Below are 26,594 nucleotides of genomic sequence, written 5' to 3'. Positions count from 1 at the left end.
GGCGGGAATCCGCTCACGCCGTGGCGCTCCTGATCGCCGGATAAAGCGCCCGGTAGCGCTGATAAGCATCCGCGTAGGCATCGCCGAGGGCGGCGACCGGCTCGACCGTGGTGTCCGTCGCCGGCGCCGTGCACACGGCGCGCGGATCGGCACCGGTCGACGCAATCAGGCCAAGCCGGGCCGCGCCGAAGGCGGCGCCGAAATCGCCGTCGGCTGGAATATCGATGGGCAGGCCAAGCGCTGTCGCGATGGCCTTCAGCCAGTAGCGCGAACGCGAGCCGCCGCCGATCGCCGTCACCCGGGTCAGCGTCGTGCCGGCTTTGGCCAGCGCGTCGAGGCTGTCGCGGAAGGCGAAGGCGACGCCTTCGAGCACGGCCTGGGTCAGCGCGGCGCGGCCGGTCTCGTGTGCAAGCCCGGTAAACGCGCCACGAATGGCGGAATCATTGTGCGGCGTCCGTTCGCCCGAGAGATAGGGCAAAAAGGAGACGCCGGTCGGCGCCTGCAGCGCATCGCCAAGTTCGGCGGTCAACTCGCCGGCGCTTTTTCCAGCTATCCCCGACAGCCAGTTGAGTGAATCGGTTGCCGACAGGATGACGCCCATCTGGTGCCAGGTGCCGGGCAGTGCGTGGCAGAATGTGTGCACCGCGCTTTCCGGATTGGGAAGATAGGACGCGTTGGCGGCGAAAAGCACGCCTGACGTGCCGAGCGAGACGAAAGCCTGGCCAGCGCCGACCGTGCCCATGCCGCAGGCCGAGGCCGCGTTGTCGCCGGCGCCGCCGGCGATCGGGATGCCGGCCTGCATGCCCCATTTCGCGGCCAGTTCGCCGCGCAAGGCACCGGCCTTTGCCGTGCCTTCGACCAATGACGGCATCTGCCTTTCGTCGAGCGACGTGGCGGCGAGCAGTTCGGCGGACCAGGCTCGTTTGCCGACATCGAGCCACGACGTGCCGGCCGAATCCGACATTTCCGAAATGTGCTCGCTGGCGAGCCAGAGCCGCAAAAAGTCCTTCGGCAGCAGGACCTTTGCCACCTTGGCGAAAACAGCCGGTTCGTTGTTTTTCACCCAGGCCAGCTTCGGCGCGGTGAAGCCGGGAAAGACGATGTTGCCGGTCAGCTTGCGAAAGCGCGGGTCGGCATCGAGTACAGCCGCCTCGGCGTGGCTGCGTGTGTCGTTCCACAGGATGCAGGGACGCAGCACCTGGTCGGCGGCATCGAGCAGGGTGGCGCCATGCATATGGCCGGAAAGGCCGATGCCTTTGACCGCCGCGAGTTCCTTCGCATGCATGGACCTCAGCTCGGCGATCGCCGCTTCGCAGGCGCGGGTCCAGTCGGCCGGGTTCTGTTCGGACCAGCCGGGATGCGGACGCGACACGTCGAGCGACGCATGGCCGGAACCGACGATGCCCTGCGCCGCATCGATCAGCAGCGCCTTGACGCCCGACGTGCCGAGATCGAGGCCGAGATACATGTTTCCTCCCATGTCCGTCATGCCTGGCGGCGACGGTCTTCCTTGCTTCTCGTCCCGGTCTTGCGACACGGGCGGTGAAGATATCCCGGCAATCGTGCCGCCGGACAAGCTCCGGTCAACACGCGAAGATTTTTTCGACACTCGAAAAAATCTGGCCGGGGCAGTTTTTAAGGCAAGATTTAGTCTTGGTCAATTCGCCGCGAGAGCGGTTGCACGCCGTGAAAACAGTGCTGACAACGGGCTGTCCGGCCGTGCCAGTGCACGTTCCGACGCAAGCGCCCTCGCCAGCGCGCCATCATCGGAACGCAATGCCGCCTCGATCAGGGTCAGGTCGATGACGTCGCGTTGTGCGTGGCTGCCGCCGAAGCGATGGGCGATTGCCCGGATCGGCCGGATCAGGCGTATCGTCTCGGCATAATGGCCCTCGCCGAATGCCTTGATGGCGAGCGTCAGGGGATGGCCGACATCCCGGGTGAAACCGGCGTTGTCGTCTTTGCCCTGCATCGCCTCGCGCTGCGCCTCGAGCAAGCCGCTGGCCGGCGCTTCGAAGCCGGCGCCGACAAACGCCATCATTGCGTGGGCGTCGTTGAAGGCATAATGGCCGGCGCTGGCCTTGGGCGCCCAATTGGCGGCGAGTGTTGTCCAGCGCTCGCCGACATCGACGCCGCCGAGATGCAGCCGCCACAGGATCGCCGAGGCATCGACCATGTTGAGCGCCAGCGTCGAGCGCTCGCCATAGATCGGCCCGTCATAGAGCGCCAGCACCTCGTCGGTCTCGCCGAGATCATAATGGAACAGCGCCAGATGCCACCAATTGTGCACCTGCAGGAAGCTTTCCCGCGTCCACGCCTCGGGATTGGCGCGCATCCACAGAATGCCGTCCTTCTGCCGGCTCTGCATCTCCATGACATGGGCCACCGCATGCTGGGCCCAGCCGTCGCGCGGCTCGATGTCGACCGCCGTGCGGCCAAGCTTTTCGGCGCGCGCGTAGTCGCCCATCTCCTCCAAGCCAAAGGCCTGCATGCCGAGTATGGCGTGGTAGCCCGGCATGCCGCTCTGCCAGAACGGCAGCGCGCGGCCGATGCGGTCGCGCAGCATGCGCGCATTGCCGGTGAAGAAGTCGATCTGGTGGCCGGTCTGCAGCGCCAGCGCATCGAGCGGAAACTCGATGGCGATATCCTCCAGCACGCGGGCGGCCTCGTGCCAGCGTCCCTCCGCAAGGTGGCCAAGGGCGGCGACATGCGCCTGCTCGCGCGTCGTCGCGGCAAGCGGCAGCGCTGCCTCGTGACATGCCTTGGCCAGCGCCGTCGCTTCGCGCTCTGTGGCAAGGCCAAAGAGATAACCTTTGAACACATGCGCCATGACGAAGCCGGGATCGTCGGCGATTGCCCGGTCAACTGTACCGACCGGATCGCCGATGAAGCACTGCAACTCGCGCGCAGCCCGGCTGTAGGACGAGAGCCCGGCCTCCGTCGCGCCGGACAGTGTCAAGCCGAATGCATCGCTGACCGCCATGGTCTGTCCTCAGTTGCCCGATCGCATCGCCACCGTCGCGATCCCGGCGCCGACCAGCAGCGTGCCGCCGGTGCGATTGAAGATGCGGATCGCCTTCGGGTTGCGCACCACGTTGCGCGCCCTTGCCGCGATCAGCGCATAACCGAAGGCATTGGCGAAGGCGAGCGCCAGGAAGGTCATCTCGAAGATCAGCATCTGTGCCCAGAAATCCGCATGCCGGTCGAGGAACTGCGGCAGGAAGGCGACGAAAAACGTGATGCTTTTCGGATTGAGCGCGGTGACCAGCCAGGCATGCGCCGTCATTTTCGCCGACGATACCGCATCGGTGCGCGGTTCGGCCCTGAGCGCACCGCCGGCGCGAAACAACTTTATGCCGAGATAGATCAGATAGCCGGCGCCGATCACCTTCAGCACGGTGAACACGGTGGCCGACGCCGCCAGCAGCGCGCCGATGCCCAGCATCGACAGTGTCATCGCGGTGAAGTCGCCGAGCGCCACGCCGACTGCCATCGGCAGCGCGGTGCGCCAGCCCTGGCCGAGCGCATAGGACACCACCAGCAGGATGGTCGGGCCCGGAATGACCAGAAGGACTGCCGAGGCGGCGGCAAACGCGGCCCAGTTTTCGAAGGACATTTTCTTCTCCTTGAGCTCAAAGAAGAGGATAAATCCTTGGCCTCGCGAAGATGTAAAGAGGCAAAAATCGAAAAAGCCCCTCGTTAACGCGAGGCGGCCGGCCTTCACGCTTTTTCAACCATGATTGGTGAAAATGCCTGCGATCCGGCCGGACCGTGTTTCCCGCCGATAGCGTAGGGTTTGGGTAAATGCGTGAGTTGCCGCACGGTCTGTCGCTGCCGCATAATGGCGACGCAATCGAAACCGAAATACAGCTTTCCCGCCGCACGGTGCTGTCCGGCGCCGGTGCGCTGGCGCTGCTCGGCGTCGCCGGCTGCAGTCAGACGCTGGATCTGCCGTCGCTCCAGCTCGACGACGTGACCACCGGCTCGATCCGGCCGGTCCGTCCGAGCATCAGCGTCGACAAGAACATCACCAGCCCCAACGTGATGTACGCTTCGCTCACCGACGGTGGCTTCAATGTGCCGGAAGTGCCCTATCTCAAGGTCAAGCCGGAGTTCCGCCGCCAGATCGTCGTCGATCCGACCGGCGAGCAGCCCGGCACCATCGTCGTTCACTCGCAGGAGCGGCTGCTCTATCTGGTGCAGCCCGGCGGCGAGGCGATCCGTTACGGCGTCGGCATCGGCAAGGACGGATTCCGCTGGTCCGGCCGCGCCAACGTCCAATACGGCAAGGAATGGCCGGTCTGGACCCCGCCGCCCGAGATGATCGCCCGCAGGCCGGAGCTGGTGAAATGGCAAAGCGGACAGCCGGGCGGCCTCGACAATCCGCTCGGCGCGCGTGCCCTCTACATCTATCAGAACGGCAGCGACACCGGTTATCGCATCCACGGCTCGCCCGAATGGTGGAGCATCGGCCAGGCGATGTCGTCGGGCTGCGTGCGCCTGATCAACCAGGACATCATCGATCTCTACAGCCGCGTCTCCAAGAAAAACCCGGTCGTCGTCTTCTGAACGGCGGCTTCGCTTTCAACGATCACTCTGCCGTTGCGCGATGCCGCAAGACAGGCGAATGTGCCTGCGATTTTCATTGCCCGGGAGACGTGAACAATGGCCGGAACTTTTGTCATCGCGCAAGGCGGCGGCCCGACCGCCGTCATCAACCAGACCGTGGTGGGCGCTGCGCTCGAAATCCGCAAGCGGCATCCCGGCGCCAAGGTCCTTGGTTCCATCCACGGCGTGCGCGGCATTCGTGACGGCAATTACGTCGATCTTTCCGCCATCCCCGAGGACCGCCTGCGGCTGATCGCGGCGACGCCGAGCGCCGCGCTTGGTTCGACGCGCGACAAGCCGGATGCCGCCTATTGCGATCTCATCCTCAATGGCTTGAAGAAAGCCGGCGCCGATGCCTTCATCTATATCGGCGGCAACGACACCTCGGGCACGCAGCAGATCCTGACCGACGCCGCCGGCGGCAAGATCGCCTTCGTGCACGCGCCGAAAACCATCGACAACGATCTCGAGGAGAACGATCACACGCCCGGCTTCATGTCGGCGGCCGAGTTCGTCGCTGGAGCATTCCTTTCGGTCGATCTCGATTTCCGCGCTCTGCCGGGCATCTATGTCGGCATCGTCATGGGGCGGCATGCCGGTTTCCTGACGGCCGCGTCCGCGGCATGGCAGCTCGATCAGGACAGCGGCCCGCATCTCGTCTACGTGCCGGAGCGGCCGTTCTCGGCGGCAGCTTTCATCGACGACGTGCGTGCCACGCTCGACCGCCACAAGCGCTGCATCGTTGCCGTCTCCGAAGGCGTCAGCACCGCCGACGGCAAGGCGCTGGTCGAAAGCCTTGTGCCGCCGGAAAAGCTGGAGCGCGACCAGCACGGCAATGTCAAGCTGTCGGGCAGCGACCTGCCGGCAGCCTTGGAGCGCGCGCTCGCCGAAGGATTGCCGGGCAAGCGGGCGCGCGTCGATGCGCTCGGCTATATGCCGCGCGGCTATGTCGGCGCCATCAGCGCGGTGGACGCGCAGGAGGCCTTCGACGCCGGCGCCTTCGCGGTCACGGTGGCCGACGAGGGCGGCGGTTCGGTGGCGCTGCAATATGACGGCAAGAAAACCGTGCTGAAGAAGGTGCCGCTGAAGAACGTCGCCGGCAAAACGCGCCATATGCCGGATGATTTCATGCTGCCCGATGTCAACCGGCTGTCCGATGCGGGGATGGCCTATCTGAAGCGGCTGGTCCCGCAAAAGTACAAGATCGGCAAGCCGTTCGTCTGATGCCGGCCTTGATCTGATGGACAGCTGGTTCAGCAAAACCATCGTCGATGCCAAGACGACGATGCTGACCGAGCCCTTGGTGCATGAATTCGTGCGCGCCAACATCTGGCATTTGCGCGGCCGCGATGTCGACCTGCTGGTCGACACCGGCATGGGGATCTGCCCGCTGGCGCCGCAGATCGACACGCCGGCCGGCAAGCCGCTGCTGGTCGTCGCCACGCATATCCATCTCGATCATGTCGGCTCGCTGCACGAGTTTCCGTTGCGGGCAGGGCCGAGCCACAGCGCCGCGCAGTTCGACAGCATGGATGAAGCGGTGACCTACGCCTACATGTTCCATGATCTGGAAGGCGCCGTCTCCAGGCTGCCGGCAAAGGGCTGGAAAGCGGCCGATTACAGGATTCAGCCGGCGCCGCTGACTAGGACCCTGGACGAGGGCGATAGGATCGACCTCGGCGGCCGCCAATTCCGCGTCCTGCATCTGCCCGGCCACTCTCCGGATTCGATCGCGCTGTTCGACGAGGCAGACGGCCTCTTCTTCGCCGGCGACGCCATCTACGACGCCATGCTGATCGACGACCTGCCGGATTCGGATCGCGTCGCCTATCGCCGCACCATGCAGCGCCTGCTCGACCTGCCGATCCGCATCGGCCATGGCGGCCATGGACCGAGCTTCGACGGCAGGCGAATGCGCGAGATCGCCACCACCTATCTCAGCCGGACCGACGGGAAAGGCGAATAGGAGGCCTCTGCTGAAGCGGCGCAAATCTGAAGCGATTTGTCTTGGGTAGCTATTTTGTTCTTGCTTTGTGCCGGCAGCTATGCTACTAATTTGGGTATGGTGCTGATTCGCCCCAACGATCCGCCGCAAGGCGGGTTTTTGTTTTCGGGTTTCGGCGCCAGCCCGGCACGGCGGTTGCCAGCCGGAAATTAAATCTTCGTAATATTATCTGGAAACGACGATCGGTGCCCTAAATGCGGGGCTGTCGATCCGGTCGGCTGCCGTGACAGGCGAGACAGGCAAGGCCGACGACCGACGCGCCGGTGAATCGTTCCGGTGACGGAACGTTGTGGCTTCACCAATCTCTCGCCCGGACAACGGCCATGTCACCAATCCAGACCCTTCGCAGACATCGCGTCGCCGCTCTGCTGGGCGCCGCGCTGGTTGTCAGCCCCTTCGCCCTGCCTCTCGCTCCCAGGCTGAATGATGTCCTGGCGGCAACAGTCACCCCTCCCGTCACCGGCATGACGGCGCCGAGCGGCTCGTTCGCGCCGGTCGTGGCGGCGGACAAACCGGCGGTGGTGACCATCACGACGGTCATGAAAGCTCAACAGCCGGACACCATGAGCGACGCCTCGCCGTTTGGCGGAACCTCGCCTTTCGACGACTATTTCCGCCATTTCTTCGATGACCAGGGACAGCCCGCCCCCAAAACACCGCCGGAGCAGGCGCCGCGCACCGAGGCCCTCGGCTCAGGCTTCATCGTCGGCGCCGACGGCACCATCGTCACCAACAATCACGTCGTCGACGGCGCCCAGTCGATCAAGGTGACGCTCGACGACGGCACCGAGCTTCCCGCCAAATTGATCGGCCATGACGCCAAGAACGATCTTGCCGTGCTCAAGGTCGAGGCCGGCAAGCCCTTGCCGACCGTCAAATGGGGCGATTCCGATAAGCTCATGCCGGGCGACCAGGTGCTCGCCTTCGGCAATCCTTTCGGCCTTGGCACCACGGTCACGGCCGGCATCGTCTCGGCGCGCGGCCGCGACCTGCACAGCGGGCCGTTTGACGACTTCATCCAGATCGACGCGCCGATCAACCGGGGCAATTCCGGCGGCCCGCTGACGGATGTGAACGGCAATGTCGTCGGCATCAACACGGCGATCTTTTCGCCGAATGGCGGCAGCGTCGGCGTCGGCTTCGCCATCCCCTCGGACCAGGCGCAAAAGGTCGTCGCCAAGCTGATGAAAGGCGGCTCCATCCAGTACGGTTATCTCGGCGTCCAGATCCAGCCGGTGACGCCTGACATGGCGAGCGCCATCGGCCTCGATCACCCCGCCGGCGTGCTGGTCGCGCAGGTCAGCGACGGATCGCCGGCCGCCAGGGCAGGCATCGAGACCGGCGACGTCATCACCAGCTTCGCTGGCCAGGACATAAAGGATCCAAGGGATCTGTCGCGCGCCGTCGCCGACGTTGCGCCCGGCACGAGGGAAACCCTCAGTGTCTGGCGCAAGGGGCAAAGCCTGCAGATCTCCGTCGAGGTCGGGCGCAACGAAGACGACATGGCAACGGGATCGGTGACAGGCGATCAGGGTCAGCCGTCGACGGAGCAGGGCTTTCGCGCACCGGCGCTCGGTCTCGGCCTGATGGACGTCACCCCGGATGTGCGCCAGGCAATGAACCTGGCAGGCAACCAGCACGGCGCACTGGTCGAGCGCGTCGACCCGAACAAGGCGGCATCGGCTTCCGGCATCCAGCCCGGCGACATCATCGTCACCGTCGACCAGCATCCGGTGAGGAGCGCCAGGCAGGCTAACCAGGCGATTGTGCAGGCTGCCAAATCTGGCAAGAAATCGGTGCTGCTGCTTGTCGAGCGTGGCGACGCCCAGATGTTTGTCGCCGTGCCCTTCGCCAGTGGCTGAAGCAGACGGCGCGCTGCCAAGGTCGATGTAGAGCATTGCCGCCAGGCCGGAGCCAAGATTTCGGTTGCCCGCGGGCGCGTCTTCGAGAAAACTGACAAAGGTCGATTGGACCTTGCGCAAACGGATATTCTCGATGGTTACCCGAGGCTTCTCTTCCGGACGAAAGCCGCCGACGGATACGGATGCACGTATCCCGCCGGGGCAATATCTCGAGCAAGGTTTCCCGGTCCTGTCGGCCGGCCCGACGCCGCATGTGCGCACCGAGGATTGGTCGTTCACGCTTAAGCATGGGCCGCGGCCAATCAAGAAGTGGCACTGGGCCGAGTTCAACGCGCTGCCCTTGACCAAGATGACGCGCGACATCCATTGCGTCACCGCATGGACCAAGTTCGACACGGCGTGGCAGGGCGTGCTGGTCGACGACATCCTTGCCGACGCCGGCATCGAGCCGCCCACTGCCTTCACGCTGGCGCTGGGTTTCGACGGCTATTCCACCAATGTGCCGACGAAGGATCTCACCGGCGGCAAGGCGATGGTGGCGCTGCTTTACGAGGGCAGGCCGATCACCCCCGACCATGGCGGCCCGGCACGGCTGCTCGTTCCGCATCTCTATTTCTGGAAATCGGCCAAATGGCTGAACGGGTTGCAGTTCACCGAGCGTGACGAGCCGGGTTTCTGGGAGTTGCGAGGCTATCATATCTATGGCGACCCGTGGCGCGAGCAGCGCTACACGAACGATCCATGAGCGGCGACGCACCGGCGGCGCAGTCGCCCTGGCAGACGGTCACCATCACCCGCATCCAAAAGCGTACGCCGCGCGTCACCAGCTTTTTCCTGCAGCCCTCGCGGCCCTTCGCTTACCGGGCCGGACAGCATGTCGACGTCAGGCTGACTGCACCTGACGGCTATCAGGCGCGCCGCTCCTACTCCATCGCCTCGGCGCCGGAGACCGGCGAGACCATCGAGCTGGCGATTGAAAAACTCGAGGACGGCGAGGTCTCGCCATTCTTTCACGAGATCGCGGCGGTGGGCGACGAGGTCGAGTTGCGCGGGCCGCTCGGCGGCCATTTCGTCTGGTCCGACGGCGATGGCGGACCGCTCCTGCTCGTCGGCGGTGGGTCGGGCGTGGTGCCGCTGATGTCGATGGTCCGTCACCGGGCGATGCGGGGATCGCTGGTCGCCGCCGCCCTGGTGTTTTCGGCGCGGGTCTGGGACGAGGTGGTCTTTCGCGACGAGTTGATCGACCTCGCCGAGCGCCGGGATGGTTTCGACCTGGTGCTGACGCTGACGCGCGAGCCGGCCCGCCGTCCGGCGGATTATGCGCGGCGGATCGACGCCGCGATGATGGTGCAAGCCATGACGAGGCTGCCCGCGCCGCTGAAGCTCGCCTTCGTCTGCGGCTCGAACGCATTCGTGACGGCCGCCGCCGAGGCACTGATCGATGCCGGCGTGCCGGCGGCACTCATCCGCACCGAACGCTACGGGGTCTGACCCGGTTCTGCTTGCCCGGTTGCTGCCTTCGCCGGCCGGCATAAATGGGCCGAAAACAGGCAGAACGGCGAGGCCGCGTTTGGCTGAAATGGTTAACGATTCCATAAACAACCCCTGCTGCTACTTTTATCGGTTTTAAAAAATCGAACCGAACGGTTCGTTTCTGTTGACAATGCGTGCAGGACGCTGTGAACGCTGCCTCTCCAAGTCACCTTGCAGCCAGACCGATGCTACGGGCTATCCACCTGATATTTATAAATAAAATTGTGGCGAAGGGAATCTCTGGCACAATTTCAAGGTGTAGATTCTTGGTCCACACCAAACAACTTCGTGATTGGAAACTGGCCATTGGCTTTCCCACATCGGGGCTGTCCGAACGACGCGAATTCCTCCCAAGACACGCCGCTAGACGGACCGAAAACTAAGATACTGGAGTACTAAAATGAAAAAGATCGCTCTTGCCGCCGTCGCCGTTTTGGCCATCACCGGCAGCGCCTTCGCTGGCAGTGACAACTTTGGTTCCAATGGTGCGAACCAGCCTGCCGCTTCGGTCGACAGCTCGTACACGGCTTCCATTCAGAAGCCGGTTCATGCTGACAAGCAGCCTGTCCAGGGCGCCGACCGTAACCTCTTCGGCAACAACTAACAGCCGATCCCAGTATCAGGGCGGCGGGCATATCCGCCGCCCGGGATCTGAAAAAATTCAGGAGTATTAAAATGAAAAAGATCGTTCTTGCTGCCGCCGCCGTTCTGGCCATCACCGGCAGCGCTTTCGCCGCTAGCGACAATTATGGTTCCAACGGTGCCAACCAGCCTACCGCTTCTGTCGATAGCTCGTACACGGCTTCCGTCAAGACGTCGGACCAGGCTGAAAAGCAGCCGGTCGTCCAGGGCGCCGACCGCAACCTCTTCGGCAACAACTAACAGCCGATCCCACCATCAAGGCGGCGGCATGCCCGCTGCCGGGACCCGAGAAATTCAGGAGTATTAAAATGAAAAAGATCGTTCTTGCTGCCGCCGCTCTCTTGATTGCCGCCGGCAGCGCCTATGCCCGCAACGACAATGTTGGCGGCACCGACATCAACAAGCAGACGACCGTCAACGTCGACAAGACGCAGACGTATTCGGTGCGTGACAGCAACTCGCCGATCTACAAGCTGCTGAATTCGTCTGGCGATGTGCCTAAGTCCGCGCCTCAGGGCGCCGACCGCAACCTCTTCGGCAACAACTAACAGCCGAACTGGAATTAAAAACAAGAGCGGCGGGCCATGCCCGCCGCTCTTGTCTTTTGCATGGCGGAAAAACGCCTGCTTCAAGCCGCCTTTGCTTCTGCTTCATGGAGCGCGAAAGAGCGCCCGTCCGCGTCGAAAATATGCAGGTCGCCGGCGTCAGCCGTCAGCCGCAGCGTCGCTCCGCGCTTGACCTCGACATTGCCCGGCAGCTTGGTCACCAGCGGCAGGTCGGCGCGGCCGATGTCGACATAGACGAGTTGGACCTCGCCGAGCTGCTCGACATAATCGACCGTGCCTTCGAACAAATAGTCGGCGCCAGTGGCAATCATCAGATCCTCCGGCCGCACGCCGAAGCTCACCGCAGCGCCTTTCGCCGAGACAGGCGTTGCGATCGGCACCGTCGCCTTGCGGCCGCCGACATGGCTGACGACGGTGGGGTTGCCGGTCCTGTCGATCGTTGCCGGCAGGATGTTCATCGCCGGCGAGCCGATGAACTGGGCGACGAACAGATTGCCGGGCCGCTTGTAGAGCTCCATCGGCGTGCCGACCTGTTCGATATGGCCTTCCTTCAGCACTACGATGCGGTCGGCCAGCGTCATCGCCTCGACCTGGTCGTGGGTGACGTAGATCATCGTTGTCGCCGGCATCGATTCCTTGAGCTTGGCGATCTCGATGCGGGTGGCGACACGCAGCGCCGCGTCGAGGTTGGATAGCGGCTCGTCGAACAGGAAGACCTTGGGATTGCGCACGATGGCGCGGCCGATGGCGACGCGCTGGCGCTGGCCGCCCGACATCGCCTTGGGCAGACGGTCGAGATATTTGGTCAGCTGCAGGATCTCGGCCGCCTGGCGCACCCGCTTGTCGATCTCGGCCTTGCTTTCCTTGCCGATCTTCATCGAGAACGCCATGTTGTCGTAGACCGTCATGTGCGGATAGAGCGCATAGGACTGGAACACCATGGCGATGCCGCGTTTCGACGGCGGCACGTCATTGACAATTTCGCGGTCGATCTTGAGCTCGCCCGAGGTGATTTCCTCCAGCCCGGCGATGCAGCGCAGCAAGGTCGACTTGCCGCAACCAGACGGACCGACGAAGACGATGAATTCGCCCGACTTTATGTCGAGGTCGACGCCGTGCAGAATGTTGAGATTGCCGTATGATTTCTTCACTTGCCTTAGCGTGACATCGGCCATGGTACGTACCCTCCAGTTCTTCCTTGAATTCAGTCGATACGCCCGAACCAGGCGCCGTAGCCGCCGAGGCGGATAGTGCCGGCGCCAGTCTGTCCCGAAAACCCGTGTCCCGGCAAGGGCTGCAGTGAGCGGCCGCCAAGATCGACTTCGGCCGGCTTTGCGCCGAGATTGAAGGCGCAGACGATCTGCTCGTTGCCTTCGCGGCGCGTGAAGGCGACGGTGTCACCGTCGCTTTCGATGAACTCGATATCGCCCTTGGCCAGTGCCGGATGAGCGCGGCGGAAAGCCAGGAAGCGCCGGTAGTGCTCGAGCAGCGAGCCGTCGTCGCCTTGCTGCACATTGACCGCTTGCGCAAGGTGCTTGCTGGGCACCGGCAGCCAGGGCTTTGCCGTCGAGAAGCCGCCATTGCGGGCAGCGCCGTCCCAAACCATCGGCGTGCGGCAGCCGTCGCGGCCCTTGAATTCCGGCCAGAAGCGGATGCCGTATGGGTCCTGCAGATCCTCGAAGCTGAGTTCAGCCTCGCTGAGCCCGAGCTCCTCGCCCTGATAGATACAGACCGAGCCGCGCAACGACATCAGCAGCGCCGAGATCACCTTGAGGTAGGCGGTCGGGTCGGGCTCGCCGGCTGCCCAGCGCGAGGCAGGGCGCATCACGTCATGGTTGGAGAAGGCCCAGCACGACCAGCCGTCGCTGGCCACCTTGCCGAAGGTTTCCAGCACCGAGCGTACCTTTGCCGCGCTGATCTTCTCCGGCGCCAGGAAGTCGAAGGAGTAACACATATGCACGCGCTTGCCGCCTGCCGTGTAGGCCGCCACTACTTCCAGCCCACGCTGCGAATCGCCGACCTCGCCAACCGCGGCCGTCGCCGGATATTCGTCGAGCAAGGCGCGGAAGCGTTCAAGGAAGCCGAGGTTTTCAGGCCGGCTCTTGTCGTAGAGATGGTCCTGGTAGTTGTAGGGGTTGACGGCAGGCGCCGTCTGGTCGTTGCGCTGCTCGGGCGGCAGCGGCGGATTGTCTTCCAAGCCTTGGCTGTGGAAATAGAAATTGATGGTATCGAGGCGGAAGCCATCGACGCCGCGCTCCAGCCAGAAGCGGGTGACGTCGAGCAGCGCGTCCTGGACCGCGCGGCTATGGAAATTGAGGTCGGGCTGCTCGGCCAGGAAATTATGCAGATAATATTGCTGGCGGCTGGTGTCCCACTGCCAGGCCGAGCCGCCGAAGATCGACAGCCAGTTGTTGGGCGGCGTGCCGTCCGGCTTGGCATCCGCCCAGACGTACCAGTCGGCTTTTGGATTGCTGCGGCTCGAACGGCTTTCCTTGAACCAGGGATGGATGTCGGCGGTGTGCGAGAGCACCTCGTCGATCATCACCTTGAGACCAAGCCGGTGCGCCTCGGCGGTCAGCGCGTCGAAGTCGGCCAGCGTGCCGAACATCGGATCGACGTCGCAATAATCCGACACGTCGTAGCCAAAATCCTTCATCGGCGATTTGAAGAATGGCGAGATCCAGATCGCGTCGACACCGAGCGAGGCGATGTAGGGCAGCCGGCCGATCATGCCCCTCAGGTCGCCGATGCCGTCGCCGTTCGAATCCTGATAGCTGCGCGGGTAGATCTGGTAGATCACGGCACCTCGCCACCAGTCGCGATCTGTAGCGAGATCGGGCTTCGGGGTGGCCTTCAAAGCGGATTGCATGATCTCAACCTCCTTTCACCGAGCCGGCAAGCAGCCCGCGGACGAAATAGCGCTGCAGCGAGAAGAACACGATCAGCGGCACGATGATGGTGACGAAGGCCGATGTCGTCAGGATCTCCCAGTCGCCGCCGCGCGAACCGAGCAACGCATTGAGCTTGGCGGTCAGCACGATCTGGTCGCCCTCGGTACCAAGGAAAACCATCGCCACCAGCAGATCGTTCCACACCCAGAGAAACTGGAAGATGGCGAACGAGGCCAGCACCGGGAACGACAATGGCAGCACGATCTTGACGAAGATCTCGAAATCGCTGGCGCCGTCGATGCGCGCCGATTCCATGATCTCGCGTGGCAGGCCGGCGATATAGCTCCTCAGGAGATAGATGGCGAAAGGCAGGCCGAAGCCGGTATGCGCCAGCCAGATGCCGAGATAGGTCTTCGACGGCACGCCGAAGAAGCTGCCGACGCCGTTATAGAGCTTCAACAGCGGGATCAGCGACATCTGCAGCGGCACGACCAGGAGGCCGATGATGACGGCGATGAGCAGGGCCCGGCCGGGAAAGCGCATCCAGGCCAGCGCGTAGGCGGCGAACGCGGCGATCAGGATCGGGATGACGGTCGCCGGAATGGTGACGGTCAGCGAGTTCATGAAGGAGCGACCGATGCCTTCCGAAAACAGCACCGTGTCGTAATTGTCGGTGGTGAATTTCGGCGGCGCCGACGAGGCGTAATAGACGCGCTGGCCGCGTTCGCCTTCGAAAGCCTTCGGCGAGGTCATGACGAAACTGCCGTCGGCATTGAGCTGCAAGGTCACGCCGTCGCCGAGATCGGCTGTCGTGCTGGCGGGATATTGCGTCGGCGCTGCCGACTTGACGCCGAAGGCGCTGATGTTGCGGGCCGGGCCGTCGCCGAAGATATTGCCTTGCAGGACGAACTTGCCGTCCTTCTCGACCTGCGCCGAGGCGGGCGGCAGCCGTCCGGCTTCCGTCTGGCTGGAACTGGTGAACGAGTTCCACCAGCCCGAAGCGATGATCTGGTCCTTGTCGCGCAGCGACGAGACCAGAATGCCGAGCGTCGGGATCGTCCAGATCGCGACGAAGATGAAGACGGCGATATGGACGCCGAAACGGCTGAAAAAGGACTTTCCGGTCGACGCGGCCATCTCAATGTCCTTCCGTCTCTTTGTTCGCCTGGCGGATGTTCCAGACCATGATCGGAATGACCGCGATCATGATGATGATGGCGATGGTGGCGCCGCGACCGAAATCGCCGCCGCCGCGGAACATCCAGTCGAACATCAGATTGGCCAGCACCTGGCTGTTCCACTGGCCGTTGGTCATGGTCAGCACAATGTCGAAAACCTTCAGCACCAGGATGGTGATGGTGGTCCAGACGACGGCGATCGTCCCCCAGATCTGCGGCACCATGATCTTCCAGAAGATCTGGAAAGGGTTGGCGCCGTCGATGACGGCGGCTTCCAGCGTCTCTTCCGGAATGCCGCGCAAGGCCGACGACAGGATGACCATGGCAAAGCCGGTCTGGATCCAGATCAGGATGACCATCAGGAAGAAGTTGTTCCAGAACGGCAGCGATATCCAGACCTGCGGCTGGCCGCCGAAATACTGGATGATGGCGTTGAGCAGACCGATCTGCGTCTGCCCGTCGCCGCGATACTCGTAGATGAATTTCCAGATGACGCTGGCGCCGACGAAGGAGATGGCCAGCGGCAGGAAGATCAGGCTCTTGGCGATGGTGCCCCACCAGATCTTGTCGGTGAGCACGGCGATTATCAGCCCGAGGAAGGTGCAGGCGGCCGGCACCACCGCCAGCCAGATGATGTTGTTGAGGATCGAGTTGCGGAACTCGCGGTCGCCGAACGCCCATTGATAGTTGGCCAAGCCGACGAAATGGCCGCCGCCGCGATCGAGGAACGACAGCCTCAGCGTCTCCACCACCGGGTAGATCAGGTAGATGGTGAGGATGATCATCGCCGGCCCGACGAACAGCCAGGGTCGGATCACCCCCTGCCGGCGCAGATTGTTAATCGCCGCCTTGCCGGAAACGCCGCGTGCCGGAAAGATTGTGTCGAGTGCCTTGTTGGCGCCCCAGAAATAGGCGACGCAGCCGCCCACGCCGATGATGATGACGAATATCGCCGAAAAAATCTGAGCCGCCATGGGTCCCTCCCCCTGCGCACGGATCCGCCAGTCGAGAATGGCTTTGGCGACGGGATCATGCGCCGATTCAGTTGTCTGGAGCGCGACCAGCCGAAAAGCAGGTCACTGGGCGCGCGTCATGCCGGAATGCGTTGTGCTCACGACAATCGACGCGACGCCAAGCACCGGATAGGATCCGGGCCGTTTGAGGCCCGGACCGCATCAGATTGGGAACTCAAGCCGGCCGCTTACTTGATCGCGTCCCAGCTTTTCTGGATGTCGGTGGCGACGTCCTGGGCGGACTTGCCGCCGACCAGGTCGATCATGCCGGTCCAGAACGCGCCGGCGCCGATCTTGCCCGGCATCAGGTCGGACCCGTCGAAGCGGAAGGTCGAGGCGTTGGCCAGGATCTCGCCCTGCTTCTTCAGCGCGTCGCTGGCATAGGCGTCCTTGTTGACCGACTTGAACGGCGTCACGAAGCCGCCCTGTGCCATCCAGATCTCATGAGCGAGCGGCAGCTTCAGGAATTCGATGAAGGCGCGCGCTGCCTTGGAGTCCTTGGTGATCATGGCCAGCGTGCCGGCGCCGAGCACCGGAGTGCCGAGCTCGGGCTTGGAGGCGTAGGGCGGGTAATAGAAGAAGTCGGCATCCTCGCCGATCTTGGTGCCTTGCGGGAAGAAGGTCGGGATGAACGATGCCTGGTGGTGCAGATAGCATTTCGGCGGCACCGAGAAGAGGCCCTTCGGGCTGTCGCGGAAATCGGTCGCCGCAACCGCCTTGGCGCCGCCCTCGACCATCTTGTCGTCGGTCGCGATCTTGCCGAAAATGTCGATGGCGTTGACCACGGCCGGATCGTTGAACGGAATTTCGTTCTTCACCCATTTGTCGTAGGTCTCGGGCGTCTGGGTGCGCAGCATGATGTCTTCGACCCAGTCGGTCGCCGGCCAGCCGGTGGCGCCGCCCGAACCAAGCCCGATGCACCATGGCGTGCCGCCGTCGGCGATGATCTTCTTTTCGAGCTCGGCAAGCTCTTCCTGCGTCTTCGGCACCTTGTAGCCGGCTTCCTCGAAATTGTCCGGCGAGTACCAGACCAGCGACTTCACGTCGGCCTTATAAGGAAAGGCGAAGAAGCCGGGCTTGCCGTCCTTGTCCTTGAAGGTGCCGAGGTCGACCCAGGATTGGCCGGCGCCGTAATTGTCCTTGACCCAGTTGGCGGTGTCGTCGCCGAGCGGCGTCAAAAGGCCCTTCGATGCCAGATCCTGGATCAGGCCCGGCTGCGGCAGCACGGCGATGTTGGGCGGGCTGCCGGCCTGCGTGTCGATGACGATCTGCTGCTCGTAATTCTCCGACGAGGAGTACTTGATCTCGGCGCCGGTGGCTTCGGAGAAGTAATCGAGGACGGTGCGGATAAGCCCTTCGTCCTCGCCGCGCCACGGTCCGAAGATCGTCAGCGTCTCGCCCTTGAGGTCGACCTTCTTGAGCTCTTCGTAGTTGGCCCAGTTGAAACGGGGATCTTCGCCCGGCTTGAACTTCAGTTCGGCTTGCGCGGGCATGGCCAGGGCTAGCGTGGCAAACGCGGCGCCCAGCAGAAGCATTTTCTTCATCGGTATTCCCTCCCAGTGGTGACAAACACCGAACGAAACCTCCATTCCGTCCGCCGGCGCTGCAGGACTGTGACTCAGTCGGAAAGGAACTGCAACCTTTCGCAGAGTCTTCCAAAGCGCTTTGGTCATTTTGATCTCGCCACTGAATTGATCGCGAGTCAAGAGGAAGCCGGCTTAATCGATTTAATTTCTGCAGTCGAGTGCCGGCGAAAGTGCGCTGCAGCACAGTTTTCTGGCGGTGCAGCAGCAAATTCGGCTTCAAACCGGTCCGAACCGTGCGTATGGTCATCACGCTCGGCAACTCGGTTCGTAGCGGCCAGATCGATTCAGATTAGAAGCGCTTTGAGGTTGGAGGCCTCCGGTGAACCTCAAGCAGCTCTCCCACATGCTGGCGCTTTCGCAGACCACGGTGAGCCGCGCATTGAACGGCTACCCGGAAGTCAACGAGGAAACGCGCCGGCGGGTGATGGATGCCGCCAAGCGTCACGGCTATCGCCCCAATCCGAGCGCGCGCCGGCTGGCGACCGGCAAGACCGGCATGATCGGCTATGTGCTGCCGACGGGAACGACCGTCGATATCGACCCGCATTTCGTCGAGTTCCTGTCCGGCCTCGGCGACTATGCGCGTTCGCACGAGCTCGACCTGGTGCTGTCACCGGCCGATGCCGACGACCAGGAGACGACCTACCGGCGCATTGTCGCCAACCGGCAGGTCGACGCGGTCTATATCTCCTCGCCGAGGCCGGCCGACCGGCGGGTGGCACTCGTCAATACGCTCGGCATTCCCTTCATCGTCCACGGCCGCAGCGAAGGCTTCGATTTCGACTACCCCTTCACCGACATCGACAATGAGGGCGCCTTCCACGAGGCGGCGCGGCTACTCGTCCAACTCGGTCACAGGCGGCTGGCACTGATCAATGGCGATGATCGCGAGACCTTCGCCATCCATCGCGAGCGCGGCGTGCGGCGCGCGCTTGCGGCAAGCGGCCTTGTGCTTCGTGATCAGCATGTCTGTTCCCTCACCATGACCGAGGAGAACGGCTACCGCGCCGCCAGGCGTCTGCTGGAACAAAGCGACGCGCCGACGGCGATCGCCTGCTCCAGCCTGATCATGGCGCTCGGCGTGGTGCGGGCGGTGCGCGATCTCGGCCTGACCATTCCGGGCGACCTGTCGCTGATCGCCCATGACGACGTCTTTCCCTGGCTGAAGCCGGAAAATTTTTCGGTGCCGCTGTCGACGACACGTTCGTCGATCCGCCTGGCCGGCGCACGCATCGCCGAACGGCTGGCGGCGCGGATTTCCGGTCTGGAGGAGGGCGCTCGCGGCGAGGTCTGGCCGGTCGACCTTGTGGTCAGGGGATCGGTCGCCGGCGCGCCTGCCTAGGGGCATAACTCAATCACTCTGAACGACCAAAGTCGCCGTTGGGTGGCTGTTGGCCAGCACAGGCAATCGCCATGCGTCATGTCTCAGGCCGCGGACTTGAGGTGATCGATAAAGACGCGCAGCTTCGGCAGGACTTGGCGCTTGCCAAGATGGTAGAGAAAGACGCCCGGCGTCGTCGCAGCGATGTCGTCCAGCACCGGTCTGAGTTTTCCTTCGGCTATCGGACCTTCGGCGACGGGTCGAGGCGTCTGCGCCAGCCCAACGCCCTTTGTCGCAGCCCCGAGCAACGTTGGATAGTCGTGCGCGATCAGTGGGCCTGAGACGATCGCCTCGATAGCACCGTTGCCGTCGGCGAAGGTCCAGGGCGCGATGGCGCCGTTCGAGCGGCGCAAGCGTAGGCAGGCGTGGTGGCGCAAGTCGTCGACACGTTCGGGGTAGCCGTGGCGCTCGAGATAGTCAGGGCTGCCGACGACCACGAACGTGAACGGCGGCGTAAGCCGCACTGCAACCATGTCGGGCGCGATGAGCTGGCCGAGGCGGATGCCGGCATCGAACCCCCCGATCGCGAGATCGACCATCTCGTCGCTCGCGGCGATCTCCAGTTCGATCTCAGGATAGGCTTGGCAGAACGACGCGATCATCGGCTCCAGGATCAATGGCACGACGGCGCGGGGCACGGACAGGCGCAGCAGCCCGGTCGGCCGTTGGCCGACGTCGCGCGCAGCCTCGCCGGCCGCGGCGATCTCCTCGAAGGCAGGGCCGGCGCGCTCGAGGAAGCGCTGGCCGGCCTCGGTCAGACCGACGCTCCGCGTCGTGCGGGCGAACAGCGCCGCACCCATGCGGGCTTCCAGCGTGCGCACCGCCTGGCTCACGGCGGACGGCGTCACGCCGAGATCGGCGGCGGCACGGCGGAAATTGCGGTGCCTGGCGACAGCCAGGAACACCTCGACGCCCTCCAGTGCACCACGCCGGATTGTGTAGTCCTGCTTCATAGGTTGTTCTGATTACAGCGGATAGTCGGATTATGGAAGCGGGCTTAGGTAAGAGCTGCAAGCCAGGAGACATCTTGCCCAGGAGATATATTGCAATGACCGATGAACTTGATGGCGTGCGCGACCATTATCGCGCGACCGGCCTGACCGAGCGGCTGAAGATGGTACTGGCTGCCCTCGGCCCGGAGGATCAGCTTCTTACGCCCCAGCAATTGGGCACCCTCGACCAGTTTCACACCCGTGGGCTTGCCTCGACCGCCGAGATTGCCCAATTGGCGGGGATCGCGGCCGGCACGTCGGTTCTGGACGTCGGCTCGGGCGTCGGCGGGCCGGCGCGCTTTCTGGCTGCGACCTATGGCTGCCGGGTTACCGGCGTGGACCTCAGCGAGCCTTTCGTGGATGCTGCGCGCTATCTGACCGAGCGCACGGGACAAAGCGGGCAGCTGTCGTTTCAGACCGCCAGCGCATTGGAGCTTCCATTCGATGATAGCCGTTTCGACGTCGTGCTGCTGCAGCATGTGGCGATGAACATCTCCGACCGGGCGCGGCTCTACGGCGAGATCCGGCGCGTGCTGAAACCAGGCGGCAGGTTTGCCACCTTCGACGTCGTCTCGGCCATTGGCGAGCCGCACTATCCGCTGCCTTGGGCGCGAACGCCGGCGACGAGCTTCCTCCTCACAGCCGAAGCGACGGGCGAGGCGATCGAACCGGCCGGCTTCCGCGTGCTGGCGTGGCAAGACGACACCGAGACCGCCAAGGCCTGGTTCGCGCAACTGCGCGCATCCGGGCCGCCGCCTTCACCAAATCTCGGCGTGGTGATGGGACCGGACTTCGCTCAGCTTTCGACCAACCTGGGACGAAATCTCATGCAAGGCCGGCTCGGCGTCCTGACCGCGGTGTTCGAGGCCGTGTGAACCAACTGTTGGGAGGACGTCAGATGTCCACGGAAGTACTGTTTCAAACCCATCTCGTTCTGGGCTATGTCGCGTGGCTGCTCTGCTTCGGGGCGTATGTCTGGCCGTGGCTCAGGTCGATGGACCGGGTCGCGGCGCAACGCGCTATCGCTACGCTGCACAGCTTCCGCTTCTTCGGGCTCGTCTTCATGGTTCCAGGCGTCGTAAGCCCCAATCTGCCTGCCGATTTCGCCGTGTTCGCCGCCTACGGCGATTTCGCGACTGGCGTGCTGGCCATGCTGGCGCTGCTCACGGTGAGGATACGCCCGCTCTTCTGGTCGTTGGTCGTCGCCTTCAACGTCGTAGGGACGGTCGACCTCATCGTCGACTATTATCACGCCATTCAGATCGGCCTTCCTGCCCGCGCGGGGGAACTGGGCGCAACCTACGCGATCCCGATCATCTACGTACCGCTGCTGATGATCACGCACATCGCCGCGTTCTATTTTCTGGCACGTCCTCGGCAAAACGCGACTTGAGCGGGCTATTCTTTGGCCGCCTCGGCCGCCTTGGTGTCCAGCAGGCCAAAGCCGAAATCATTGTCCTGAAGCCGGAAAATTTTTCGGTGCCGCTGTCGACCACACGTCCGTCGATCCGCCTGGCGGGCGCACGCATCGCCGAACGGCTGGCGGCGCGCATTTCCGGCCTGGAGGAGGGGGCTCGCGGAGGTCTGGCCGGTCGACCTGGTGGTCAGGGGATCGGTCGCCGGCGTGCCTGCCTAAAGGTCAAAACTCGATCACTCCGGGCGACCGAGTTCGACCCAGAGCGGCCGTCCGACCCTGCGAGCCCGATGACGCGGGCCGACCCTTAGCAGGGAACGGACTGAAGAACAGCCGCGCTGCAGCAGCAAAGGAGATCGATCGCTTCCCCCATACCACAACCGCTATCGGCGGAGTACCGAATCGGCCGGCTGAGCCGTCGTTATCGGATCGGCATGACGATGCACAATCTTCCACAGACCATCTTCTGGGCGAAAGACGCTCGTCGCGCGTAACGCAAGAGGCGTGACATCGCTCCGACCGCCAACCTTGGACCTGAGCCGCTCCACTTCGACGATGTATGCCAGCTCAGACGTCACACACTTCGCTATGTTCTCGAAGCCGGTAGCGTCGCCGTCCCTGTAGTTCGATGCCGCTTGCTCCATCGTCTCAATGACCTGTTTCCATCCATGCGCGAAAGGGCCAAACGGATTGCCCAGTGTTACATCGTCTCGTTGGGAAAAGAGCTTCTTCGCTGGCGCGGGGTTTCCTTTCATGAACTCATCCAGAGCCAGGTGGTATTCTTCAACTGCTTGATCGAAGTCACTGGCGTCGAGGGACACGTCATCCTCCCTGTCGTTTCTATTTCTGATCAGGACTGGCGACCACAGGTCTACATTCTGTGTGCCCGCGGTGAAGCATTTTCCCTACTGCGGCGTAGTGCAGGTTGGCTTGGTCATTATAGCACGGCGTGAGACAAGTTTCGCGACAGCGTTGTGAGACGGCTCGGTAAATGGCCGCTCTCCACCGAGGCCGGTGGAAACCCGTCGCGATATCCTGAGCGTAGAATTCTGTCCTCGAATAATGCTGCTGCCCTTGAGAGCGTCGGCCAGAGTCGAGTTTTTACACGGCCTCCACCCTTCTCGGCCATTTGCGACAACCAACTGATTGAGCTTTGATAAGGCAGAAGCTTCAAACACGAGACTTAGTTCTTCGCCGCCTCGGCCGCCTTGGTGTCCAGAAGCCCAAAGCCGAAATCATTGTCGCGCCCCTTGGGCCCGAGATCCTTTGCCGTGGCGGCGAGTGCTTTCTCGACCCAGTCGGCGGAGCGGTCGGGCGCGGCATGCAACAGATTGGCGATCGCGCCGGTCACGATCGCCGCTGCAAAGGAGGTCCCGGTCACCACATCCGAGCCGGCGCCGCTCGGCGCCACCATCTCGACGCCGGGAGCGGAGATGAAGACGTAGGCGCCGCGATTGGCCTGCGGCATCAGCCCGTCCTTGGCATCGGTGGCCGTCACCGCGATCACGCCGTCGAAGGCGGCCGGATAACCATAGGGCGCCTTCGGCCCGTTATTGCCGGCGGCCGCGACCAGCACGATGCCAAGCGCGCGCGCATTGCGGCAGGCGATGCCGAGCAGGTCGTTCTTCGGGCCGACGAAGCTCATATTGATGATGCGGACATCCTGCTCCGCCGCCCAGTCGAGCGCCGAAAGGATCACGTCCATGGTCGACTTGCCGCCCTCGAAGGCGCGGGCGTGATAGATCCTGGCGCCCGGCGCCATGCCTTTGAACGCGCCGGTGCCGGCGATCAGGCCGTCCACCGAAGTGCCGTGGTCGCGGGCCTTGATCGGCACGTCGGGCATGGCATCGAACTGCCCGGCAATAACGCCGGAAAGCGCCGGGTTGCTGTCGTCGATGCCGGTGTCGATGACGCCGACGCGGACATTCTCGCCGCTGGCCGCGTTGGCGTCGAGTGCGATGCGCTCGAACGCATAATTGACGATGCTGGCCGCCTGCTGCAGCGCATAGACATGGTTGGCCTCACGCCGCAAAATGCGGCCGTTGGCGGCAAGTTGCGCCAGCACGACGCCGACCGGGCGGCCATCGGGTATGCCGAAGCGCACCAGCGTGTTGCCGAGCAGCCGCGACTGCCGCTGCGAGCGTATTTCGAGGCCGAACGAGGCGGCGATCTGCTGGACCGCACCGGCATCGCCATTGATCGTGACCAGCACCTCGTCGGGCACGAAATCGCCGATCACGGCGCGCCGCGGCTCGGTTGCGACAAGATCGGTCGGCGCAACCACCGGACCGCCCGGCGCGGCAGCCTGTGTTGCCGGGGCGCCCGAAGGCGGAGCAGACGGCGGGGCCGCAGTATTGCCAGGAGGTATCGGCGCCCCGGTGACTGCGGTAGGATTGGGGAACAGGTCGACAATCAAGCCCGGAAGAAACACCGCGCCCGTCGTTCCAGGAGCCGGCGCTTTGCCGCCATCCTTCACGCCGCCGCCATCCTTGGCGCAGTCGGCGTTGGCAGCACTTCCCCGGTTCAGGCAGTCGATCTCAGCCTGGGTGAGGTTCGGGTCGTTGGTCTGGGCCATTGCGGACGCGGCGAAGATTGTGATCGCCGCCGTCAATCGAATGACCGCCTTAGCCGCCATCAGCCGGTTTCCTTCCCTCCAGGGCAGCTTCGGTGAAAGGCTGGGCGGCAATAAGGCCAAGCAGCTTCTGATAGTCGGCGGCGGTCTTGGCCGGAACGCCAAGGCGGAAGACGCCGTCGGCGGTCGGCCCGCCGGCGATCTTCAACTGGTTCTGGTCGAGAAAAGCGACGATGTCGGACAGCTTCGCATCCGGTTTGAACTTCACCAGTGCAAACGGCATTTTGGCCAGATCGTGCTCCGATCCGGCAATCTCGAAATCGCCACCTCTGTTGCCGGTCTGCACAAAGGATTGCGCGACGACCAGGGCCAGCAGCACCGTGGCCGCCGCCCAGGCGACGCCGGCGGGCACCGCCATGAAGCGGCTCCAGGCCTGCGCCAGCCAGGACGATGCCGCAGGCGCGCGGGCCGGGCCGGCCTCGGCGTCGAGCGCCCTGGCAAAGCGGCTGAGCGCATCGGCCGGCGGGCGGATTGCCTCGTTGGCGGCAGCGGTGCCGGAGAATTCGGCCTCGGCCTCGCCAAGTGCGGCCATCGCCGCCGGATCGCTCGCCAGCCATTCCTCGATGGCTTCGAGCTCGGTGCCCTCCAGCGAGCCGTTCAGATAAAACGGCAGCAGCATTTCCATTTTGTCGCGGCGCGACATTTTTTCAGCGGCGCTCATGGCCACCCCCTGTCGTAACCGGCGGCCTTGAGGGCTTCGCCGAGTTTCTTGCGGGCGTAGAACATCCTGGTCTTGACCGTGGCGACCGGGATGCCGAGTACCTCGCCGATCTCGCTCACCGATTGCCCGTGATAATAGGCAAGGTCGATCACCGTACGGTGCTCTTCCGGCATGGCATCGATGAAGCGTCGCAAGGCAGCGGCCTTGTCTTCCTTCATTGTCACGACTTCCGGCGTGTCGGCGCCGTCGGCGACCTGGGCCGCGTCATCGTCGTCGATCCAGTCTTCCTTCTTCTTGCGTAGCAGGGACAGCGCCTTGAAGCGGGCAATGCCGAGCAGCCATGTCGAGACCTCCGAGCGGCCCTCGAAGGCCGGCGCCTGCCGCCAGAGTTCGAGGAACACCTCGTTCGCGATATCGTCGGCCATCAGTTCCGATCCCGTCTGGCGTGCCACGAAGCGGTAGACCCGCGCGTGGTGGCGCATGAACAGGAGCCGCACGGCGGCACGGTCGCCCTTCGCGACCCGCTCGACGAGCGCGCGATCGGTCTCCGCGGCAGTCATCGCCGGTCGAGCCGCCTGGCTCCTGCCTTCTCTGTCGCTGATCGGCCCAAAAAGGTTCACCGCATCCGCCCGAGGAATTTTGCGGAGGCTAGCCGAAGAGCGGGAACGTTGCCAGAGGGGAGAAGAGGGCGCGCGCTCAGCTCAGAAATGGCTCGGCCTTCATTGTCGCCGGCACCGGCACGCCGAGACGCGCAAGCACCGTCGGCGCGAGTTGCAGCTGATCGAGCAGCGTATTGGCTTCCGGACCCTCGCCGGATCCGAAGTAGTAAAGTGCGAAATCCTGCATCTCCTCGTCGTGGCCGCCATGATGGCCGCGATTGGTCTGGCCATGATCGGCGGTGACGATCACCTCGTAGCCGGCCTCCCGCCAGCGCGGCAGGAAGCCGGCGAGCATGGCGTCCATTGCATAGACGGCATGATCCATCTCGTGGCAGTCATGGCCGAAGCGGTGGCCCATCGAGTCCAGCGTGCAGCTGTGCAGGATGCCGTAGTCGATGCCGTAGCGCCTGGTCAGCATGGTCAACGTCGCGAACAGGTCGACGTCGCTCGGCGTCATCTGGTTGCTGTCATTGTAGCCGGTCATGGTGTGGAACCGGCCATGGCTGATCGGCCCGCCCGGCTCGTCGAACTCCATGTCCTCCACCAGGTCGAACGGATAGCCCCGGAAGAATTCGGACCAGTAGGAATGGGTGACCGCACCCGTCTTGCCGCCGGCCTTCGTGACTTCGGAAAAAACGTCCGGCTGTTCGACGCGAAACCGGTTTTCGTTGGACAGGATGCCGTGCACTTGGGGCGGCACGCCGGTGTGGATTGAGGCATAGCAGGATGCCGAGGTCGACGGCAGCACGGAGCGCATCTTCCACACGCGCGCGTCGCCGGATTGCACCCAGCCTTCGAGATTGCCCATCAGCCGTCGCCAGTTCCGGTAAGGCACGCCGTCGAGAATGATGAGCAACAGTTTTGTGTCGAGCGCCATAGGCGGCTCCATGCGGTTTAGTCGGATAAGTCGGATCGTGCGCCTGGGGCCTGCCGTTCAATCCACGCCCGGACAGGATCGTCACGCGCAATGG

General features: G+C 63.7%; 26 protein-coding genes and 1 pseudogene. 13 read left to right on the top strand and 14 right to left on the bottom strand.

What is annotated here, in order from left to right; genetic code table 11:
* Positions 1-13: 13 nt before the first annotated feature.
* The 3 genes from xylB to NKH23_RS00440 form a co-directional block, all read right to left on the bottom strand.
* Entirely contained in the window at positions 14-1,468 is a 1,455-nt protein-coding gene (xylB, locus tag NKH23_RS00450) for a xylulokinase (RefSeq protein WP_352915243.1), read from the bottom strand.
* A 189-nt stretch (positions 1,469-1,657) separates the two neighbouring features.
* A complete protein-coding gene (locus tag NKH23_RS00445; RefSeq protein ID WP_352915110.1) occupies positions 1,658-2,983 on the bottom strand; it encodes a tetratricopeptide repeat protein in 1,326 nt (441 codons plus the stop codon).
* A gap of 9 nt (positions 2,984-2,992) precedes the next feature.
* Complete coding sequence (locus NKH23_RS00440) at positions 2,993-3,616, bottom strand: LysE family translocator (protein WP_352717259.1); 624 nt, start codon at positions 3,614-3,616, stop codon at positions 2,993-2,995.
* Between the two features lie 188 nt (positions 3,617-3,804).
* On the opposite strand from NKH23_RS00440, the gene NKH23_RS00435 reads away from it, so the two are divergent.
* The 9 genes from NKH23_RS00435 to NKH23_RS00395 all read left to right on the top strand — a co-directional run bounded on the left by NKH23_RS00435 (position 3,805) and on the right by NKH23_RS00395 (position 11,198).
* Positions 3,805-4,569, top strand: coding sequence for a L,D-transpeptidase (locus NKH23_RS00435; RefSeq protein WP_353034132.1), 765 nt, complete (start codon positions 3,805-3,807; stop codon positions 4,567-4,569).
* A 96-nt stretch (positions 4,570-4,665) separates the two neighbouring features.
* Positions 4,666-5,832, top strand: a complete 1,167-nt coding sequence (locus tag NKH23_RS00430) for a diphosphate--fructose-6-phosphate 1-phosphotransferase (protein WP_352915116.1) — start codon at positions 4,666-4,668, stop codon at positions 5,830-5,832.
* Between the two features lie 16 nt (positions 5,833-5,848).
* Positions 5,849-6,574, top strand: a complete 726-nt coding sequence (locus tag NKH23_RS00425; RefSeq protein ID WP_352717263.1) for an MBL fold metallo-hydrolase — start codon at positions 5,849-5,851, stop codon at positions 6,572-6,574.
* A gap of 362 nt (positions 6,575-6,936) precedes the next feature.
* Positions 6,937-8,475, top strand: coding sequence for a DegQ family serine endoprotease (locus tag NKH23_RS00420; RefSeq protein WP_352915119.1), 1,539 nt, complete (start codon positions 6,937-6,939; stop codon positions 8,473-8,475).
* 133 nt (positions 8,476-8,608) lie between these two features.
* Positions 8,609-9,220: a molybdopterin-dependent oxidoreductase gene (locus NKH23_RS00415; protein ID WP_352915121.1), complete on the top strand. Its 612-nt coding sequence runs from the start codon at positions 8,609-8,611 to the stop codon at positions 9,218-9,220.
* Positions 9,217-9,966 carry an FAD-binding oxidoreductase gene (locus NKH23_RS00410; protein WP_352915124.1) on the top strand — a complete coding sequence of 250 codons (750 nt, stop codon included), beginning with the start codon at positions 9,217-9,219 and terminating at the stop codon, positions 9,964-9,966. Before NKH23_RS00415 ends, NKH23_RS00410 begins: the two co-directional genes overlap by 4 nt.
* A gap of 442 nt (positions 9,967-10,408) precedes the next feature.
* A complete protein-coding gene (locus NKH23_RS00405; RefSeq protein ID WP_352717268.1) occupies positions 10,409-10,612 on the top strand; it encodes a DUF680 domain-containing protein in 204 nt (67 codons plus the stop codon).
* A gap of 71 nt (positions 10,613-10,683) precedes the next feature.
* Positions 10,684-10,890: a DUF680 domain-containing protein gene (locus tag NKH23_RS00400; protein WP_352717269.1), complete on the top strand. Its 207-nt coding sequence runs from the start codon at positions 10,684-10,686 to the stop codon at positions 10,888-10,890.
* Between the two features lie 68 nt (positions 10,891-10,958).
* On the top strand, positions 10,959-11,198 hold the full coding sequence (locus tag NKH23_RS00395) for a DUF680 domain-containing protein (protein WP_352915127.1): 240 nt from the start codon (positions 10,959-10,961) through the stop codon (positions 11,196-11,198).
* Positions 11,199-11,278: 80 nt separating this feature from the next.
* On the opposite strand, the gene NKH23_RS00390 is transcribed toward NKH23_RS00395, so the two are convergent.
* From NKH23_RS00390 to NKH23_RS00370, 5 genes are all read right to left on the bottom strand, one after another.
* Entirely contained in the window at positions 11,279-12,391 is a 1,113-nt protein-coding gene (locus tag NKH23_RS00390; RefSeq protein ID WP_352717271.1) for an ABC transporter ATP-binding protein, read from the bottom strand.
* Between the two features lie 29 nt (positions 12,392-12,420).
* Positions 12,421-14,085 carry a beta-galactosidase BglA gene (gene bglA, locus NKH23_RS00385; protein WP_352915130.1) on the bottom strand — a complete coding sequence of 555 codons (1,665 nt, stop codon included), beginning with the start codon at positions 14,083-14,085 and terminating at the stop codon, positions 12,421-12,423.
* 4 nt (positions 14,086-14,089) lie between these two features.
* Complete coding sequence (locus NKH23_RS00380) at positions 14,090-15,244, bottom strand: carbohydrate ABC transporter permease (protein ID WP_352717274.1); 1,155 nt, start codon at positions 15,242-15,244, stop codon at positions 14,090-14,092.
* Between the two features lies 1 nt (position 15,245).
* Positions 15,246-16,259, bottom strand: coding sequence for a carbohydrate ABC transporter permease (locus NKH23_RS00375; protein ID WP_352717276.1), 1,014 nt, complete (start codon positions 16,257-16,259; stop codon positions 15,246-15,248).
* 227 nt (positions 16,260-16,486) lie between these two features.
* Positions 16,487-17,842 carry an ABC transporter substrate-binding protein gene (locus NKH23_RS00370; RefSeq protein WP_352915135.1) on the bottom strand — a complete coding sequence of 452 codons (1,356 nt, stop codon included), beginning with the start codon at positions 17,840-17,842 and terminating at the stop codon, positions 16,487-16,489.
* A gap of 361 nt (positions 17,843-18,203) precedes the next feature.
* Here NKH23_RS00370 and NKH23_RS00365 point away from each other — a divergent pair, with 361 nt between their 5' ends.
* A complete protein-coding gene (locus NKH23_RS00365) occupies positions 18,204-19,226 on the top strand; it encodes a substrate-binding domain-containing protein (protein ID WP_352915137.1) in 1,023 nt (340 codons plus the stop codon).
* Between the two features lie 83 nt (positions 19,227-19,309).
* Here the strand turns inward: NKH23_RS00365 and NKH23_RS00360 are convergent, their stop codons facing one another.
* Positions 19,310-20,218: a LysR family transcriptional regulator gene (locus tag NKH23_RS00360; protein ID WP_352717280.1), complete on the bottom strand. Its 909-nt coding sequence runs from the start codon at positions 20,216-20,218 to the stop codon at positions 19,310-19,312.
* Between the two features lie 95 nt (positions 20,219-20,313).
* On the opposite strand from NKH23_RS00360, the gene NKH23_RS00355 reads away from it, so the two are divergent.
* From NKH23_RS00355 to NKH23_RS00345, 3 genes and pseudogenes are all read left to right on the top strand, one after another.
* Positions 20,314-21,132, top strand: coding sequence for a class I SAM-dependent methyltransferase (locus NKH23_RS00355; protein ID WP_352717281.1), 819 nt, complete (start codon positions 20,314-20,316; stop codon positions 21,130-21,132).
* A 23-nt stretch (positions 21,133-21,155) separates the two neighbouring features.
* On the top strand, positions 21,156-21,650 hold the full coding sequence (locus NKH23_RS00350; RefSeq protein WP_352717283.1) for a DUF8737 domain-containing protein: 495 nt from the start codon (positions 21,156-21,158) through the stop codon (positions 21,648-21,650).
* A gap of 65 nt (positions 21,651-21,715) precedes the next feature.
* A pseudogene (locus tag NKH23_RS00345) lies at positions 21,716-21,893 on the top strand (transcriptional regulator); the annotation flags it as partial.
* 161 nt (positions 21,894-22,054) lie between these two features.
* On the opposite strand, the gene NKH23_RS00340 reads toward NKH23_RS00345, so the two are convergent.
* From NKH23_RS00340 to NKH23_RS00320, 5 genes are all read right to left on the bottom strand, one after another.
* Positions 22,055-22,492, bottom strand: coding sequence for a YybH family protein (locus NKH23_RS00340; protein ID WP_352717284.1), 438 nt, complete (start codon positions 22,490-22,492; stop codon positions 22,055-22,057).
* 362 nt (positions 22,493-22,854) lie between these two features.
* Positions 22,855-24,306 (bottom strand): S8 family serine peptidase, encoded by a 1,452-nt coding sequence (locus NKH23_RS00335; RefSeq protein ID WP_352977085.1) that lies wholly within the window; start codon positions 24,304-24,306, stop codon positions 22,855-22,857.
* Positions 24,296-24,964, bottom strand: a complete 669-nt coding sequence (locus NKH23_RS00330; protein ID WP_352915145.1) for an anti-sigma factor — start codon at positions 24,962-24,964, stop codon at positions 24,296-24,298. Before NKH23_RS00330 ends, NKH23_RS00335 begins: the two co-directional genes overlap by 11 nt.
* Entirely contained in the window at positions 24,961-25,524 is a 564-nt protein-coding gene (locus NKH23_RS00325) for a sigma-70 family RNA polymerase sigma factor (protein ID WP_352452243.1), read from the bottom strand. The genes NKH23_RS00330 and NKH23_RS00325 overlap by 4 nt, the downstream gene beginning before the upstream one ends.
* Positions 25,525-25,660: 136 nt before the next feature.
* On the bottom strand, positions 25,661-26,500 hold the full coding sequence (locus tag NKH23_RS00320) for an alkaline phosphatase family protein (protein WP_352717288.1): 840 nt from the start codon (positions 26,498-26,500) through the stop codon (positions 25,661-25,663).
* Between the last annotated feature and the right edge of the window lie 94 nt (positions 26,501-26,594).

The organism is Mesorhizobium sp. M1328, from assembly GCF_040318075.1.
Lineage (GTDB): Bacteria > Pseudomonadota > Alphaproteobacteria > Rhizobiales > Rhizobiaceae > Mesorhizobium.
This window is presented reverse-complemented; position numbering and strand designations above follow the sequence as displayed.